General features: G+C 44.1%; 12 protein-coding genes. 6 read left to right on the forward strand and 6 right to left on the reverse strand.

Annotated features, from left to right (window positions below):
* The first annotated feature begins 130 nt into the window (after window positions 1–130).
* Window positions 131–712: a Maf family protein gene (locus CWO27_RS02475; protein ID WP_107898513.1), complete on the forward strand. Its 582-nt coding sequence runs from the start codon at window positions 131–133 to the stop codon at window positions 710–712.
* 210 nt (window positions 713–922) lie between these two features.
* On the opposite strand, the gene rluC is transcribed toward CWO27_RS02475, so the two are convergent.
* Window positions 923–1,867 (reverse strand): 23S rRNA pseudouridine(955/2504/2580) synthase RluC, encoded by a 945-nt coding sequence (rluC, locus tag CWO27_RS02480; protein ID WP_048659718.1) that lies wholly within the window; start codon window positions 1,865–1,867, stop codon window positions 923–925.
* A 618-nt stretch (window positions 1,868–2,485) separates the two neighbouring features.
* Here rluC and rne point away from each other — a divergent pair.
* Together rne and CWO27_RS02490 are read left to right on the forward strand one after the other, a co-directional pair.
* The gene (rne, locus tag CWO27_RS02485) at window positions 2,486–5,602 is read left to right on the forward strand and encodes a ribonuclease E (protein WP_107898514.1); all 3,117 of its coding nucleotides are present in this window, start codon (window positions 2,486–2,488) and stop codon (window positions 5,600–5,602) included.
* A 258-nt stretch (window positions 5,603–5,860) separates the two neighbouring features.
* Complete coding sequence (locus CWO27_RS02490; RefSeq protein ID WP_060982310.1) at window positions 5,861–7,408, forward strand: SulP family inorganic anion transporter; 1,548 nt, start codon at window positions 5,861–5,863, stop codon at window positions 7,406–7,408.
* A gap of 114 nt (window positions 7,409–7,522) precedes the next feature.
* Here the strand turns inward: CWO27_RS02490 and CWO27_RS02495 are convergent, their stop codons facing one another.
* On the reverse strand, window positions 7,523–7,972 hold the full coding sequence (locus CWO27_RS02495) for a low molecular weight protein-tyrosine-phosphatase (RefSeq protein ID WP_048659721.1): 450 nt from the start codon (window positions 7,970–7,972) through the stop codon (window positions 7,523–7,525).
* Between the two features lie 84 nt (window positions 7,973–8,056).
* Here CWO27_RS02495 and cobO point away from each other — a divergent pair, with 84 nt between their 5' ends.
* A complete protein-coding gene (gene cobO, locus CWO27_RS02500; protein ID WP_017070540.1) occupies window positions 8,057–8,662 on the forward strand; it encodes a cob(I)yrinic acid a,c-diamide adenosyltransferase in 606 nt (201 codons plus the stop codon).
* A gap of 221 nt (window positions 8,663–8,883) precedes the next feature.
* Here the strand turns inward: cobO and CWO27_RS02505 are convergent, their stop codons facing one another.
* From CWO27_RS02505 to apbC, 3 genes are all read right to left on the reverse strand, one after another.
* Window positions 8,884–11,010, reverse strand: coding sequence for an AsmA family protein (locus CWO27_RS02505; protein WP_107898515.1), 2,127 nt, complete (start codon window positions 11,008–11,010; stop codon window positions 8,884–8,886).
* Window positions 11,011–11,116: 106 nt separating this feature from the next.
* Window positions 11,117–11,758: a uridine kinase gene (gene udk / locus CWO27_RS02510; protein ID WP_004734002.1), complete on the reverse strand. Its 642-nt coding sequence runs from the start codon at window positions 11,756–11,758 to the stop codon at window positions 11,117–11,119.
* Window positions 11,759–12,015: 257 nt separating this feature from the next.
* Window positions 12,016–13,092 (reverse strand): iron-sulfur cluster carrier protein ApbC, encoded by a 1,077-nt coding sequence (apbC, locus tag CWO27_RS02515; RefSeq protein ID WP_102432560.1) that lies wholly within the window; start codon window positions 13,090–13,092, stop codon window positions 12,016–12,018.
* A 158-nt stretch (window positions 13,093–13,250) separates the two neighbouring features.
* Here apbC and metG point away from each other — a divergent pair, with 158 nt between their 5' ends.
* Window positions 13,251–15,311, forward strand: coding sequence for a methionine--tRNA ligase (gene metG / locus CWO27_RS02520; RefSeq protein ID WP_060982307.1), 2,061 nt, complete (start codon window positions 13,251–13,253; stop codon window positions 15,309–15,311).
* A gap of 220 nt (window positions 15,312–15,531) precedes the next feature.
* The gene (locus tag CWO27_RS02525) at window positions 15,532–16,011 is read left to right on the forward strand and encodes a DUF1456 family protein (protein ID WP_010437231.1); all 480 of its coding nucleotides are present in this window, start codon (window positions 15,532–15,534) and stop codon (window positions 16,009–16,011) included.
* A gap of 187 nt (window positions 16,012–16,198) precedes the next feature.
* Here CWO27_RS02525 and fadR read toward each other — a convergent pair whose 3' ends face one another.
* On the reverse strand, window positions 16,199–17,038 hold the full coding sequence (fadR, locus tag CWO27_RS02530; protein WP_017062161.1) for a fatty acid metabolism transcriptional regulator FadR: 840 nt from the start codon (window positions 17,036–17,038) through the stop codon (window positions 16,199–16,201).
* Between the last annotated feature and the right edge of the window lie 582 nt (window positions 17,039–17,620).

Here is a 17,620-nt window from a genome sequence, read left to right on the forward strand (position 1 = left end):
CCAAATCATGTTTAGTCAAAGGAAATGGCAAAAAAAATGTACTTTCCTGCCTTTCCTATTCAGAGCATTATGAATAGCAGGACAAGTTACGTTATCCTGAGATAAATGCTTCCTTGAATTGTAAATTAAAATGAGAAATTACCAACTAGTTTTAGCCTCTACATCACCATTTAGGCAAGAGATCCTCAAAAAACTACAGTTGAGCTTCATTACAGCCAAGCCAGACTGCGATGAAACGCCGCTTCCAGAAGAGACACCTCAACAGTTAGTGATGCGTCTTGCCGAGGCCAAAGCTAATTCGTGCATGGTACAACAACCAAGCTTGGTCATTGGTTCTGATCAGGTTTGTGTCATTGATGGAGAGATCATAGGTAAGCCTCATACTCGAGAAAAAGCAATCGAGCAATTATCTCGCCAAAGCGGCAAGAGCATTACTTTTTATACCGGGCTTTCGATTTGGAACAACGAAACCAATGAAGCTGACACGCGTCTCGACACCTTTGTTGTGCATTTCCGCGATTTAACAGAACAACAGATCATCTCTTATGTTGAGAAGGAACAACCTTATTACTGCGCGGGCAGTTTTATGTGTGAAGGATTAGGTATCGCGTTGTTTAAACAGATGGAAGGAAAAGATCCGAACACGCTTATTGGTCTGCCGCTGATCGACTTGGTCGATATGCTTGAAGTACAAGGAATGAATGTCTTGTAACGGGTATCCGCCACCTCGATTGGAAGTTCCCTACTCCTTCCTTCGTCATCCCCAAGAGTGAGGAGCGAGCGAGTTGGGGGATCTCTTGCAACAAGCACAAACAAAAAAGGTTGACGAAATTCGTCAACCTCTCTCATTTATGGATACTGAATAGTAAATTTAGAGAACACGCTATAGCTTCGTATCTCGTATCTCGTATCTCGTATCTTCTTAGATCTTACGTAATCCGGTCAGAGCTTTTTCAAGTCTCGCTTCCATTGGTGCAGAGATATCCATCTTCTCTTCACTACCTGGGTGCGTGAACTTAATGTTTGCTGCGTGTAGGAACAAACGATCCAGACCAACCTTACCCGTGTAAGCATCAAAACGACGATCACCGTAGCGATCATCCCAAGCAATTGGGTGGCCAGTATATTGAGTATGTACACGGATTTGGTGTGTACGCCCCGTAATTGGACTTGCTTGAACTAACGTCGCATCTTTGAATTTTTCTAAAACTCGAAAACGCGTCTCAGAGGCTTTACCGTTCGGGTTCACGCGAACAATACTGTTCACTTCATTTTTCAATAATGGAGCGTTAACAACCTTACAGCTGTTCTTCCATTCGCCCATAACTAGAGCGAAGTAATATTTTTGAACCGTTTTTTCACGGAACTGTGCTTGAAGGTGTCTTAGCGCCGAGCGCTTCTTAGCAACAAGCAGAATACCAGATGTATCTCTATCGATACGATGCACTAACTCTAGAAAACGAGCATCAGGACGAAGTGCACGCAATGCTTCGATTGCGCCAAACTTCAGCCCACTGCCACCATGAACGGCAGTACCCGAAGGTTTGTTTAGAATCAGCATGTGATCATCTTCATAAATGATGCACTGTTCTAATTCTGAGACCTTGTTGAGTTTCGTGCTTGGCACGTTCTCTTCTGTTTTCTCTTCAATAGTAACCGGAGGGATACGAACTAAATCGCCAGCTTTTAGTTTGTACTCAGCCTTGATACGTTTTTTGTTAACGCGGACTTCGCCTTTACGCACGATTCGGTAAATCATGCTTTTCGGGATGTTTTTTAATTGGTTGCGTAAGAAGTTATCAATACGCTGACCAGCCATATCTTCGTCAATGTCGACGAATTGGACTTGGGTTCTAATTTCGCTCATTGGGCTATTGTATCACTGTCACTTTTGATAATTGAGATTTTCTTAGCTCTATTCCGAACTTATTTATTCATAATCCCTGCCGATCTATCCTCAAATGCTCAATGAAGTTCTATATTTCTTTGATTCTTCGAACAAAAAAGCACCAAGATTCCTGCAAATTAAAATATCAATTGATAAATTATTTATAGACAGTGAGTTAGAGCTATCAAAACCCAAACAAAAACTGTTTTTTTTACAGCATTCCGACAAAGCAGATTGCTGTGTTTACCGACCGCTGCTATAGTTCACAGCTGCTATCAGTGGTTTGACTATTATTTAAACAGCTAACCATTCATAAGCAAGTAAATGAGTAGATAACTCAGATTAGACAGTGCTGCAATCGGCGTAAGACACGGTCAACTGAGTTCCTTATCGCTCTACTCACGTACGCTCATGTTGAGTATTCACCGCCACATCGCGGATTATAGGCTAACTCCCTATGATGACTGACGTGCCCCAGAGCATCCCTCTCCAGCCGGGAGGCTGCACCGATAAAGCCATGGGATCTGGCACCATGAGAAACGAAATAAAGCGATAAGAACAATGATGAAAATAAGAAAAGACAATGAGAATTTCTAAATGAAAAGAATGTTAATTAACGCAACTCAAAAAGAAGAGTTGCGTGTCGCTTTGGTTGATGGCCAGCGACTGTTCGATCTAGATATCGAAAGTCCAGGTCACGAGTCAAAGAAAGCGAATATCTACAAAGGACGTATTACCCGTATTGAACCAAGCCTAGAAGCGGCATTCGTTGATTACGGAGCAGAACGTCACGGTTTCCTCCCTCTTAAAGAAATTGCCCGCGAATACTTCCCTGAAGGTTATACATACCAAGGCCGTCCTAGCATTAAAGAAGTGCTAAAAGAAGGCCAAGAAGTAATCGTGCAAGTAGAGAAAGAAGAACGTGGTAGCAAAGGTGCTGCACTGACAACTTTCATCTCTTTGGCTGGTAGTTACTTAGTTCTTATGCCTAATAACCCTCGTGCTGGCGGTATTTCTCGTCGTATCGAAGGTGATGAACGCACTCAACTGAAAGCAGCATTAAGCACTCTTGAGCTTCCTCAAGGTATGGGCCTAATCGTGCGTACAGCGGGTGTTGGTAAAAGTGCAGAAGAGCTAGAGTGGGACCTGAATGTTCTATTGAATCACTGGGGCGCTATCAAGCAAGCTTCTGATTCAAATGCGGCTCCTTTCCTAATTCACCAAGAGAGTAACGTTATCGTTCGTGCGATTCGTGACTACCTACGTCGTGATATTGGCGAGATTCTAATCGACAGCAATACTATTTTTGAACGTGCACAAGCGCACATTCAATTAATACGCCCAGATTTCATGAATCGCGTTAAGAAATACGATGGTGAAGTACCACTATTCAGCCATTACCAGATTGAAAGCCAGATCGAATCTGCTTTCCAACGTGAAGTTCGCCTTCCATCTGGTGGTTCTATCGTAATCGACCCAACAGAAGCACTGACTTCTATCGATATCAACTCTGCTCGTGCAACAAAGGGCGGCGATATTGAAGAAACAGCACTTAATACTAACCTAGAAGCTGCCGATGAAATTGCACGTCAATTACGTCTACGTGACCTAGGTGGTCTTGTTGTAATCGACTTCATCGATATGACTCCGGTTCGCCACCAACGTGAAGTAGAAAGCCGTCTACGTGATGCCGTTCGTTTAGATCGCGCACGTGTTCAGATTGGTCGTATTTCTCGCTTTGGTCTTCTAGAGATGTCTCGTCAACGTTTGAGCCCATCACTAGCAGAAGCAAGCCACCACATTTGTCCTCGTTGTACAGGTACTGGTGTTGTTCGTGATAACGAATCTCTAGCACTGTCTGTTCTACGTTTGATCGAAGAAGAAGCTCTGAAAGACAACACAGCGCAAGTACTTGCAGTTGTGCCTGTGCCAATCGCTTCTTACCTTCTGAACGAAAAACGTCGCTCAGTAAACCACATCGAGAAGAACCAAGAAGTTAAGATCACTGTTGTTCCTAACTCAGACATGGAAACGCCGCATTTTGAGGTTATCCGTGTTCGTGAAGGTGAAGAGTTCGATCTACTGTCTTACTTGCTGCCGAACAAGCTAGAAGCTCTAAAAGAAGCGGAAAGCAAAGAGCCAGCTGAACAGACTATTCGTCCTAAGAAGATCGAAGAACCTGCTCTGAAAGGCTTTGCAGCTCCTGCTCAATCAGCACCAACTCCTGCTCCAGCACCTAAAGCTGTAGAAGAGAAGAAAGCTGAGCCAGCAGCGACTCAAGAACCAGGTCTAATTGGTCGTTTCTTCAAAGCTATCGGTAGCTTCTTATTCGGCTCTTCAACTCAAGAAGAGAAGAAAGAAGAAGAGAAGAAAGAAGAAGAAAAACCTAAGAACAATCGCAACAACGGCAACCGTCAACGCCGTGATCGTAACGATAACCGTCGTCGTAACCAACGTGGTGAACGTGGTGATAATCGTAACGAAAACCGCGACAACAAGCGCCGTCGTAAGCCAGCTCGTGATGAGAAGCCTGAAGAGCAAAAAGAAACAGCTCCACAGCAAACTCGTCAGCCTCGTAAGCCAAAGCAAGACCGTCGCAACAAGCCACGTGATGAGCAGAAGCAACGCGAAGAGCAAGCACCATCTAAATTAGCAGAAGAAGGTCTACAGCTAGCGGCAGAAGCACAAGCTGGAAAACCGGAAGCGCCTAAGGCTAAGCCTGAAGCGAAAGCAGCTAAGATTAAAGAGCGTCGTCAGCGTCGTAAACTGAACAAGCAAGTTCGCGTTAAAGACCAACAAGCTCAAGCTGAAGATAACGCTTCAAAAGAGCAAGTTGTTGCTAAAGAACTATCTGTTTCAAAAGAACAGTCAGTAGCTCAAGAGCAAAAAGTTGCGGAACAAGTAGAAGCAACTCAAGCGAATGCAGAGCAAACTGAACAGGAAGAGCCGAAACAACGTCGTAACCGTCGTTCTCCACGTCACCTACGTGCAAGTGGTCAGCGTCGTCGTCGCGGTCGTGATCGTCGCCCTAACCCATTCCGCCTACGTAAAGGTGGTGTAGCTTCTCCTGAGATGGCTATGGGTAAAGTGATGCCTCGCTTCATTCCAAAACCTCACCACAAGCAGGCAAAACCTGAAGTGACTGAAGTTCAAGTAGCAGCTGAAGCTCAAACATCTGTTCAAGATCAGAATGTTGCTCTCGAGACGGCACCACAAAGCACAGTAGTAATGGCAGGCGGTTTCGCATGTCCTGAACTTGCAATGGGTAAAGTTATCATCCGCCGTGAAGATGCTGCTGTTGAAGCTCAAGTAACTGAGACTCCTGCTGTAGTTGCAGAAGCACCAGTTGGTGAAGCACAAAAAGTTAAAGCTCCGGTTGAAACTGTGAAAGCAGAAGAAGTCGTAGTTGAAGCACCAGTTGTTGAAACTGCTGTGGTTGAACCAACAAAAGCAGTTGAAGCACCTAAAGCTGAAAGTGCAAAAGTTGAAGAAGCACCTGTCGTAAAAGCAGAAGCTCCTAAAGCGGCACCAAAGGCAGCAGTTGCTAAGAAGCAAGCCGGTTCACCAATGACTAAAGCTCCTGGTCCTCAAGAGATCAAAGAGATTGAAGTGATTGCAGCTCCGTTCCGCACTGAACGTTTTGTATCGAAAGGTGCAGGCAGTCAGGCAGCGTCGAGCAAAGCTGGCGCGGCGATGACTAAGCCAAACTACTAGTGATTACTGATAGATAATCGCAAGTAAATAGAATCAAAGGCTGCTTATTAAAGCAGCCTTTTTCATATCTACTAATCGAATAAAAATTAACAGATATATTACTCAAAGTTAGGTTCAACCTTGAACTTAATCACATTTTTGGGTAGCATTCGCGCACTTATCTTTTCGACACTTCGCTATTGCCGCTCTTTTCCATCACTGTTTGGCTACGCAATACACCCGTGTCGGTAAATCCATCTTAAGCATAGCTGAGCAAACATGTTCGAATTCCCACAATTTTCAAAGCACTCTGTAAAGAATGACGTGCTTTCAGGTCTTACAGTAGCCCTAGCTCTGGTACCTGAAGCCGTAGCATTCGCCTTTGTTGCTGGCGTTGACCCAATGGTTGGTCTTTACGCAGCATTCATCGTAGGTTTAATCACTTCTGTCTTCGGCGGTCGTCCAGGTATGATTTCTGGTGCTACCGGTGCAATGGCCGTTGTAATGGTTAGCCTAGTAGCAACCCATGGCGTTCAATACCTATTCGCAGCAGTCATGCTCGCGGGCCTTCTGCAAATTGCGGCGGGTGTATTCAAGTTGGGTAAATTTATCCGTATCGTTCCACACCCAGTAATGATTGGTTTCGTGAACGGTTTGGCAATTGTTATCTTCCTAGCTCAGCTTGGTCAGTTTAAAGCGCCAGACGTAACAGGTGCATTAACTTGGCTACCAAGCGGTCAAATGACACTCATGCTGGGTTTAGTAGCCCTTACAATGGCTATCATCCACTTCCTACCTAAGCTAACAACAGCGGTACCATCTTCACTGGTTGCTATTGTTACAGTGACGGCTTTGGTTGTCGGTCTTGACCTTGAAACTCGAACTGTTGTCGACTTCCTACGTACAATGTCTGGTGACGAAGCTGCAACGCTAGCGGGTTCTCTACCAACGTTCTCTATTCCTGCTGTTCCGTTTTCTTTTGAGACACTACAGATCATCCTACCGTACGCAATTATCCTTGCGGCTATCGGCCTGATCGAGTCTCTACTGACACTGACAGTACTAGATGAAATGACAAACACTCGTGGTCAATCTAACCGTGAATGTGTTGGTCAAGGTATGGCTAACGTAACGTGTTCAGTATTTGGCGCGATGGGTGGTTGTGCGATGATCGGTCAATCGATGATCAACGTAAACTCAGGCGGTCGTGGTCGCCTTTCAGGTATTGTAGCGGCAGTTGCACTACTGATGTTCATCCTGTTCGGTTCTGCACTGATTGAAATGATTCCTCTAGCAGCACTTGTGGGCGTAATGTTCATGGTTGTTATCGGTACATTTGAGTGGGCAACCTTCAAGCTTGCACGTCGCGTTCCTAAGCAAGACTTCTTCGTTATCGTTCTTGTTACCGTAGTAACAGTACTGACTGACCTTGCTGTAGCAGTGGGCGTTGGTGTTGTAGCTTCAGCGCTGATGTTTGCTTGGCAACATGCTAAACACATCTACGCCGACACGTCTGTAAACGCTGAAGGCTCTAAAGAGTACAAAGTTAACGGTCCAATCTTCTTTGGTTCAACGGCTAACTTCCTAGAGTTGTTTGACGCATACAACGATCCACAAGATGTGGTCGTTGATTTCGCAAACTCACGCGTTACCGACCACTCTGCAATTGAAGCGATCGATACGATTGCTGAACGTTACGCGGCATTAGGTAAAACACTTCACCTTCGCCACCTAAGCCAAGACTGTGTTGCTATGCTGCACAAAGCAGGTAGCTTAGTTGAAGCGAACGTTGCAGAAGACCCAATCTACAAAGTAATGTCTAAGTAATCTTAGCTGTAGCTTAAAGTTAGATTTAGAAAGGCCGACATTCAATGTCGGCCTTTTTTATACCTGTCGCTCAGCCCTTAGACTTATAACCCAACGACGTACATTGTTTCCACACTACACTGAACGTAATATCGCTTCGCTAGACTCTTCGATTAAGTCCAACACCAATTCAAAACCATTTCCCTCACCATAATATGGATCGGGGATCTCTTGATATTGTGACTCTCCAAAGCTTAAAAATAACGCTAGCTTGTATTGGAGGTGGGCGGGGCACTGGCTCATTAAGTCGTCTAAATTCGCCCTATCTGCCGCGAGTATCAGGTCGAATTCTTCGAAGTCATGACCAACCACTTTACGAGAAGTAATCCCTTTAAAGCTATAGCCTCGCTTCTCTCCTGCAGATTTCGAACGCGAGTCTGGCGGGTTACCTTGATGAAAACCAATCGTCCCCGCAGAGTCGACCACAACGTCAATATCCAGCTGTTGCGCTTTCTTCCTTAGCACCGCTTCACCTGTTGGCGAACGGCAAATATTCCCCATACAAACTACGAGTATCTTTTTCATCCCTAATCACCTGTTCTTCCGATGGTTTTTGCTATCGTTAAGTTAGGCTATGATAGGCGCAATCACAACTTAAAAGGATTTGTTATGTCGACTGAAGACAACAAAGAACAACGCCACAAAGCAAGACAACAGAAAGTAAAAGAACAAGTCGATGCACGTGTGGCTGCTGCCCAAGAAGTCAAAGGCCTATTGTTGGTCATCACGGGTAACGGTAAAGGTAAATCAACATCCGGTTTTGGTACGATTACACGTGCAGTCGGTCATGGTAAGAAGTGTGCCGTCGCTCAGTTTGTTAAAGGCACTTGGGAAAACGGCGAAAAGAACGTTCTCCAAAAGCTCGACGTAGAATTCCAAGTGATGGGTACCGGCTTTACTTGGGAAACTCAAAACAAGGCTCAAGATATCGAAGCCGCACAGCGCGTGTGGAAAGAGTGTCAGCGCATGCTAGCCGATGAGTCGATTGATGTAATTCTGTTTGATGAGCTGACTTACATGGTGAGTTATGGCTACATTGAACTGGATGAAGTGGTACAAGCTCTAAACAACCGTCCGAAAATGCAATCAGTAATCATTACTGGCCGTGGAGCGCACCGCACTTTAACGGACATGGCCGATACCGTGTCTGAAGTTCGTAATGTGAAGCACGCATTCGAATCTGGTGTTAAAGCGCTTCAAGGCGTTGACTGGTAATCACATTCAACCAGAGATCCCCGACTCGGCCACTCTTCCCTCTCGAGGATGACGACCACTAGACTGGCACGCCCTTAAACAAAGGACGAGTACCTGTCGTCATTCCCTAGAACGAGGGCCGAGTGTCATAGGGAATCTCTCGAAAGTATTATAAGCATCCAAAAAAAAGCGCCATTCCTACAACAGGAATGGCGCTTCTTTTATACACGAGTTAGAAACGTTTAGTTAAAGAAACCTTTCAATAAACCATCGACTGCTTCTTTAGTTTTCTCGTCTTTGATCTTGTCCGTTAGCTTGTTCACACCACGGTCAATTTCTTTCTGTGCTTTCTGTTTCAACACATCATCAAAAACAAGTGCGAATTTCGGGTCAGCCCACTGGCCAGTTACCTTAATTGGGATGGTCACATCTTTCAGGTCGTCAATGCTCTTACCGCCCTGACCTTCAAGTGAACCCACAATTGATGTACGTACAAGGAAGTCGACCGTCTCATTGATGAAGTTTGCTTTACCTTGACCTGTCACGCGTAACAGTGGCGACTGTGCTGATAAGTCGTTTGTTGAAACCCAACCTTTGTTGACCTTCAGCGTCGCTTTCATTGCACTGAAGTCCGTTTTTTGAGCTTCATTTGTGCTTTCAACTTTTTCGCCTTTGATCTTCGCGTAATTCTCACGAATCAGTTGAGCTACGTTGATGCCGTTAACTGCACCATCTTCAAAGTTAATCGCGATAGTACCGACTAGGTTTTTCTTGATACCCGTCGGAGTCAGACTCTTACCTTTCACGTTGACATCGATATTACCGGTACCTTCCAGCATATCGTTATCTGCAACATCAACCAGTAACGGCTGAACTTTCACACCTTTGATTTTCTTCTTAGCTGTGTAAGTCGCTGGTGTTTTACGTGCGTCTAACTTAGCTGTCGCAGAAATAGAGCCTTGGTAAAGGTTCGATGTGAATGAGGTAAGCTCTGCGATACCACGGTTAACCGAGAATGCTGTTTTAACATTCTGCATTTTCGCATTGTTCGCCTTAAACTTATCAATCGTGATGTCACCTTTCACATCTAATGTTTTCAGTGCCGACAGATCAGGTTCTACTTCTTTCGCAGGTGCAGAGCTGCCTGAGTTTGACGTTGAACCACCAGCAGACTCAGAGGGAGCCGTGCTCGCCGTTTCTGTTGTATTACCTAAGCCTAAGAACTCATCAAGGTCGATGTTCGGACTATGAAGAGAGAAACGCACCTTTGGTATTTCAGATAGGGTTACGTCTGCTTTACCGTCTAATGCAATAGCGTTAGCTTGTAGCTTCTCTAACACAAAGCTCAGGTGGCTCTTGTTAAGATCAAAGCTTAAGTCAGACAGCATGTCGACTTTCATTGGAGACTGAGGAAGCGTGTCGCCTTTGAATGTTGAGTCTAACGTCAATTTGTTCAACGTTACTTTTGAGATCGCGCTATCAACCGTAAGTTCACCGCCACCTTTAAGATCAAGGTCAAGACCCGCTGCATTACCGATTACAGCGTAAGTCAGTTGGTTGACCTTATCGAACTCAAACGTATTCAAGCCAATTTTTGCTGACTCAATCGACGTCGCTGGATCATTGAACTTAGCGTTTAAATCAATGTTACGAAGTGCGTAACTTGCAAAGCCTTCAGCTAATTTGAATTCGGCACTGCCCTCCGCTGAGAACTTCTGTTGGTTGTTTTCACCAGAAGCCGCAAATGTCGCGGTTGTCCATATATCAACGGCAAACTCAGAAAGGTTCAAAGACACATCGTATAGCTTAGTGAATGAACCCGCTTGCTTGTCGTCCATTTCAAACAATGCGTTTGAGACAGTTACACCTGCAAGGTTGATCGTCCAAGCAGATGCGTCTGTAGCACTTTGCTCTTGAGGTGCAGGTGTTGATTCAGAACTTGCGCCAGCGACAGGCTCAGACTCTTGAGGCGCTGACGCTTGCGTTAGCGCATCAATGTTCTTACGACCATCTTTAAGCGTTTCTAAGTAAAATTCTGCACCATCTAGAGTAATGTTGCCTATCTCTAGTTGGTTGCTAAATAGCGGAGTAACCGAAACATCAACGCCAACGGTATCAACCTTAAATAGGTTTGGTTGGGTGAACCCTTCAGGGTTACGTAATTCAGTTTGACCAAGTTCGAAGCCAATAGATGGGAAGAATTGCCAGCTGATATCCCCCTCAATCACAAGCTCTAGGCCTGTGTGTTTTTGAGCTTGTTCGACAATTAATGGCTTAAATTGATTGGGATTCACTAACAGCACTAGTGCCAGAATTGCTGCAACGACAACAAACACTGGTACAGCTATGAAAATGAGTAGTTTCTTCATCCGCATATTCCTTGCTTAGATTCCAAAAGAAAGTGGCACTATAAAAGTGCCACTGATTCGGTAAAAAATAAAGCTAAGTGAGTCACTTAGGCAAAATTTTATTCGATTAAGACTTCAACAACTTCGCAATGTGCGCTTTTAGTACATCAATCGCAATACGGTTTTTACCACCACGAGGAACGATGATGTCTGCATGTTGTTTTGAAGGCTCGATAAACTGCATGAACATTGGACGTACTGTTTCTTGGTATTGCTTAAGTACAGTGTCCATTGTACGGCCACGCTCTTCTACATCACGCTTAACACGGCGTAGTAGACAGATGTCTAATGGTGTATCCATAAACACACTTGCGTGCATTAGTTTACGAAGACGCGGGTCTGTTAGAAGCAGAATACCCTCTAAAATGATCACTTTCTTTGGAGTAAGTGTAGTCGTTTCAGAAGTACGTGTGTGCTCTGTGTAGCTGTATTCAGGAACTTCTACGGCGTTGCCACTCATTAGCTGCTGTAGATGTTCACATAAAAGATCATGATCTAGTGCATTTGGGTGATCGTAGTTAGTTTTAACACGCTCTTCCATACTCAAGTGGCTTTGGTCGCTGTAATAGCAATCTTCCGTGATAACACCAATTTGATGGTCGCCTACTTTTTCGCGCAATTCATTATAAATTGTACTAGCAATCAGACTTTTTCCTGAAGCTGAAGCGCCAGCGATACCTACGATGACACATTGATTATTATCAGACATTAATTTTGCACCCGATATGGTTTGGTGGTGGGAAGAGATAAACCGCCTGATTATAGGGGCTAAAGCACATAGATTCTAGTCGCGATTTTAGCTAATTGCAGTCAAATTGATGATCTCAATACATTTACTTAAAACAATCGTTTGCTTTCAAATAACTTGCCTACAACTATTTGCACAAGCCCAATGGCTATCTGCCCAATCCAACCGTTGTTTATCTAATCCAAACTGTATTTAAACGACCCAGTAATTAACTTGCGCTATTCAACCATAGAGAAGTTAATCGCTTCTGGCCTTGCTTTCCCTGTCCAGAACATTTTCGCAGCCACATTTTCTGCGAGCTCTAGGTAGTGACGTGTATGTTCACTATCAGGACGACGAATCACCGTCGGGCAACCAGCATCGATATCTTCTCGCACGTCAATATGAAGAGGGATTTGGGCCAAGATATCGAGGTAAAACTCTTCTGACATCGCTTCTGCACCACCAGCACCAAAGATATGCTCTTTCTCACCACAGTGACTACAAATATGATAGCTCATGTTTTCAACTAAGCCTGCGACTGGCACACTCACCTTATCAAACATCGCTACGCCTTTACGCGCATCCGCTAATGCCAAATCTTGAGGGGTGGTCACCACTACTGCGCCCGTCACTGGGATCTGTTGCGACAACGTCAGCTGAATATCACCGGTGCCCGGTGGCATGTCGATAACAAGGTAATCCAACTCTGGCCATACAGTTTCATTAACTAGCTGCCCCAAAGCCTTCGCTGCCATAGGGCCACGCCAGATTGCCGCATCGTCTTTCGACACAAGATAGCCAATAGAGTGAGTGAAAATGCCATGAGCCTCGATTGGCATCATCCATTTATTGTTCTGTACTTCTGGTTTTGCGTCTAATTGGCCGAGCATCATAGGCACTGATGGACCATAGATATCTGCATCCAATAAGCCCACTTTTGAACCAGACTTAGATAAAGCAAGCGCAAGGTTTACAGAGGTTGTGGATTTACCTACCCCACCCTTTGCCGACGTCACGGCGATAATGTTCTTAACGCCCTTCAAAGGTGTCGTGACGGTTGTTTCTAACGCAGATGGCTTCACCTTCACTTCAAATTGGAAAGCACTCACAAGCTTTTGCTCAATCTGGGCATTAATCCAATCTTCAAGATCAACAGCAAGCTGATTGGCAGCAAAAGGCAAGGTAATAACAAATGATCCACGCGGATCAACCGATACAATATTTTGGTGTAGCGCCCACTCTGGTATGAGGATTGGTGACTCGAACTCATTCAACCATGAACAGAAATCTTGCTTAGAAGTAAAGTTACGCATTGAGGCTCCTTTTTTTATTTATGCTATCACCCACGAGATGAAGACTGAACCCCTAAAAAACTAGGGGAATCCTTTGTCTGATACCTTGGCGTATCACACGTTATAAAGTAGTATTACCTCTCAAAATTTATACCTATCAAAAAAGCGAATTATTAAGTATGGCAACTGATCCAAGACAACTTTTGGTAACTTGTGCGCTTCCGTACGCTAACGGCTCTATTCACCTTGGCCATATGCTTGAGCATATCCAAGCTGATATCTGGGTTCGATACCAGCGTCTACGTGGCAACACTGTAAACTTCATCTGTGCTGACGATGCTCACGGCACGCCAATTATGCTTAAAGCTCAACAGATGGGTATCACACCAGAAGAGATGATCGCTGCTGTTAGTGAAGAGCACCAAAAAGACTTCGCTGGCTTTGATATCAGCTTTGATAACTACCACAGCACACACAGCGAAGAGAACCGTGAACTGGCTTCTCACATCTACCTAGAACTTAAAAAGAACGGCTTCATTTCTAGCCGTACTATTTCTCAGCTTTTCGACCCTGAGAAAGAGATGTTCCTACCAGACCGCTTCGTAAAAGGTACTTGCCCTAAGTGTAAGTCAGAAGACCAGTATGGTGATAACTGTGATAACTGTGGTGAGACATACAGCCCAACTGAACTGATTAACCCTAAATCGGCGGTTTCTGGCGCAACTCCAGTAATGAAAGACTCTGAGCACTTCTTCTTCGACCTACCTCAGTTCGAAAGCATGCTGAAAGAGTGGACTCGTTCTGGCTCTCTACAGAATGAAACTGCAAACAAAATGCAGGAATGGTTTGAGTCTGGCCTGCAACAGTGGGATATCTCACGTGATGCACCTTACTTTGGCTTTGAAATCCCAGGCGAAAAAGACAAGTTCTTCTACGTATGGCTAGACGCACCTGTTGGCTACATGGCTTCTTTCAAGAACCTATGTGACAAGCGTGACGATCTAAACTTCGACGAATACTGGAAGAAAGACAGCACAACTGAGCTTTACCACTTCATCGGTAAAGACATCGTTTACTTCCACAGCCTATTCTGGCCAGCAATGCTAGACGGCGCAGGTTTCCGCAAGCCAAACAACGTATTCGTACACGGTTACGTGACTGTAAACGGCGCGAAAATGTCTAAGTCAAAAGGTACATTCATCAAAGCAAGCACGTACCTAAACCACCTAGACCCAGAGTGTCTACGTTACTACTACGCAGCTAAGCTAAACAGCCGTATCGATGATTTAGACCTTAACCTTGAAGACTTCACTCAACGTGTAAACGCTGACGTAGTAAACAAGATTGTTAACCTAGCTTCGCGTAACGCTGGCTTCATCACTAAGCGTTTTGAAGGCAAGCTTTCTGCTGAATTTGCCGAACCAGAACTTTACAACGAATTCGTTGCTGCTGCTGAGCGTATCGGTGAGCTATACGAAACTCGAGAGTTCAGCCGCGCTATCCGTGAAATTACTGCACTAGCAGACAAAGCTAACCAGTACATCGATGAGAAAGCACCTTGGGTTCTTGCAAAAGAAGAAGGTAAAGAGAAAGAGCTTCAAGAAGTTTCTTCTGTTGGTATCAACCTATTCCGCGTACTAATGGCTTACCTGAAACCTGTGATGCCTGAGCTTGCGGCTCGCACTGAAGCTTTCCTAAACGAAGAGCTAACGTGGGAAGCGATTGCTACTCCGCTAACTGATCACGAGATCACTAAGTTCAAAGCGCTATTCAGCCGTATTGATCCTAAGAAAGTGGAAGCAATGGTTGAGTCTTCTAAAGAAGATGCAGCCGCTGAAGCAGCAGCGAAAGAAAAAGCAGAAGCTGAAAAAGAGCAAGCAAGCCAAACTGAGTTAGACAAAGAGCCAATCGCAGACGAGATTGAGTTCGATGCCTTTGCTGCAGTAGACATGCGTATTGCTCGTATCATCTCTTGTGAAGAAGTACCAAAAGCGAACAAACTACTGAAGTTCCAACTGGACATCGGTGGTGAGACTCGCCAAGTATTCTCTGGTATCAAATCAGCATACAAACCTGAAGAGCTAGAAGGTAAGCTAACTGTAATGGTAGCAAACCTAAAACCTCGTAAGATGAAGTTTGGTATGTCTGAAGGCATGATCCTAGCCGCGGGCCCTGGCGGCAGCGACCTATGGATCCTTGAGCCACACGAAGGTGCACAACCTGGTATGCGTGTAATGTAATTCTGATTTCAGTCAGATAACAAGCACTCATCGCTAAATCCCTAATGCACTTATAACTTGAAAGAGTTAATAAGCATTGGGGATTTTTTATATCTACCGAAAATTTACGTTCTCTGTTAGAGTCGCCGTCAACTATGCTATGTAGAGTAGAAATTGGTTTGTCGACGATAATGGACTAACCAACACCTCTTTACTCTAAAACCCTTTTTAGGAATCCCCAGTGACTAACAACGAAATCTTGCGTCGTATTCAACACGCACTAAACCTTAAAAATGCACAAATCATCAAAGCTATCGAACAAGCTGATGTGACCGTTGCTCATGACCAAGTGATTAACTGGCTAAAAGACGACAACGACAAGTCATGCTCTAAGATGAAAGACAAAGAGTTAGCGGTATTCCTAAATGGTTTCATCAACCTTAAGCGTGGCAAAAAAGAGGGCGAGCAACCTAAACCTGAAGTTGCACTGACGAACAACATGATCTTCATGAAGCTTCGTATCGCATTAAACATGAAAGCAGAAGATGTTTTGGATGTACTAGAAGTGGTTGGCATTAGCTTGAGCAAGTACGAAATCGGCGCTTACTTCCGCAAGCCAGAAAACAAAAACTACAAAGTGTGCGAAGACCAACTACTTTGCGATTTTCTAAACGGTGTGCAATTTACCAACCGTCCAGACTCAGAAGAGTTTGCGGGTTAAGTCGCTACTCATAGATAAATTACTCGTCATAGGTAAGTAACTACTCGTAGGTAAATTAATGCCCCACGGGTAATTTTCTAGCAACGACAGATAAATAAAAAGCGGCGAGATAATTGAATTATCTCGCCGCTTTTTCGTTTTCTTTACGTCACTGACTAAACAGGAGCAACAATAGTAAACCTATAGCTTAGCTGTCGTCTTCAGTGAAGTTCGTTGGCAATGTCGTTTTCATTTCATTCCAAACTTGTGCACTTGCAATACCGTAGTTACGAATCACTAATGGCAAAGTTTCGCGCTCACCACTTTCACAGATAATGAACAACTCTTTATAAAAGTCCATCGCTAAACGTCGTGCTTCTGGGTTAGAGAAGTAGTAGCTACCGATACGGTCATACAGTTTACGCACACCGTTAAAGATTAGGCCGTAAATCTGGTTGCCTGAGTGGAATGCCAAACGTTGGAAAAGCATATAATCATAGAAGTTGAAAGTCTTCGCGATTAAGATCGTCTGACGTTTCGCTTCATCTTTTTCTGAATCTTCTTTTACCGCTTGCTTGATCTTGTCAGCGTATGGCGACGATTCTAAGAACTCATCCCAAGTCGGTGCCGCAAGTAGCGCTTCACAAGATTCAATCACGTTGCTGATAGTACGCTCTGAAGCTTCTTTGTTTGCTTTAAATGCATAACGCATAAAGATCGGGCTGATATTAGTACGGGCAGCAAGTAGGTCTTCTACCATTTTGCTTGCGTTATCAACGTCCAACGTCATTAGCGTATCAAGGATATGAAGACCTGAGGTTTCCATAAACTGGTTAACTTTAGTGGGTTTGCCGTGCTGGATTGTCAACCAACCATCACGAGCAAGACGTTGTAGTACTTCACGAAGCGTAGTACGTGTAACACCAATCAGCTCAGAAAGCTCACGCTCTGCGGGCAAGATAGAACCTGGAGGGAAACGGCCATTCCAAATACTTTCAATGATATACTTTTCTGCAAATCCTGCCGGGCTCTTCGCCTTAATGACCATCTACACTTCAATCCAATTTAATTATTCTGTTCTAATTTACTCATCATACCACTAGTTCACACCTAGCGGAAACACCCGCAAAAATTTTACTCACTCAAAATAGCAGTAGAGTTAAAACTCTAAAGTTCAGCACACGTTTGCACCCTAGGTTTGGAAAGCAAGCGACTATAAATCACCATTTCAACAAACCATTAACACAATAAATTTTCTTTTAAATCAATGAGATTAGTCATATTTTCAAAGTTATTAATTTGCAATATTAAGTTGTAATAATCATATATAAACCGTCGTTATTCTGTAAATTTCAATCATTTCGCTGAAATATTGATTCTAGTCGGTTTTTATCACATTTTAAGTGGTATGCTTGCGCTACTTTGATCGCGTTTCTCAACAAAAAAGAGGTATTTTTAGTGCTACAGGGCTTTTCCTGTTGACTAAATGTTATCGAAGAGTAGAGTTGCGCTCAAAAATAAGCAGTGCTTGAGTTTCTAAGGGAGTGACTTGGCAAGACCACAGAACATTACATGGAATGTAGTTTTTCTAAGTCACTGTTAGTTATAGTTTTTAACAATTTCTATAGCT

This window comes from Vibrio sp. 10N.286.51.C3, assembly GCF_003050065.1.
Classification (GTDB): Bacteria; Pseudomonadota; Gammaproteobacteria; order Enterobacterales; family Vibrionaceae; genus Vibrio; species Vibrio crassostreae.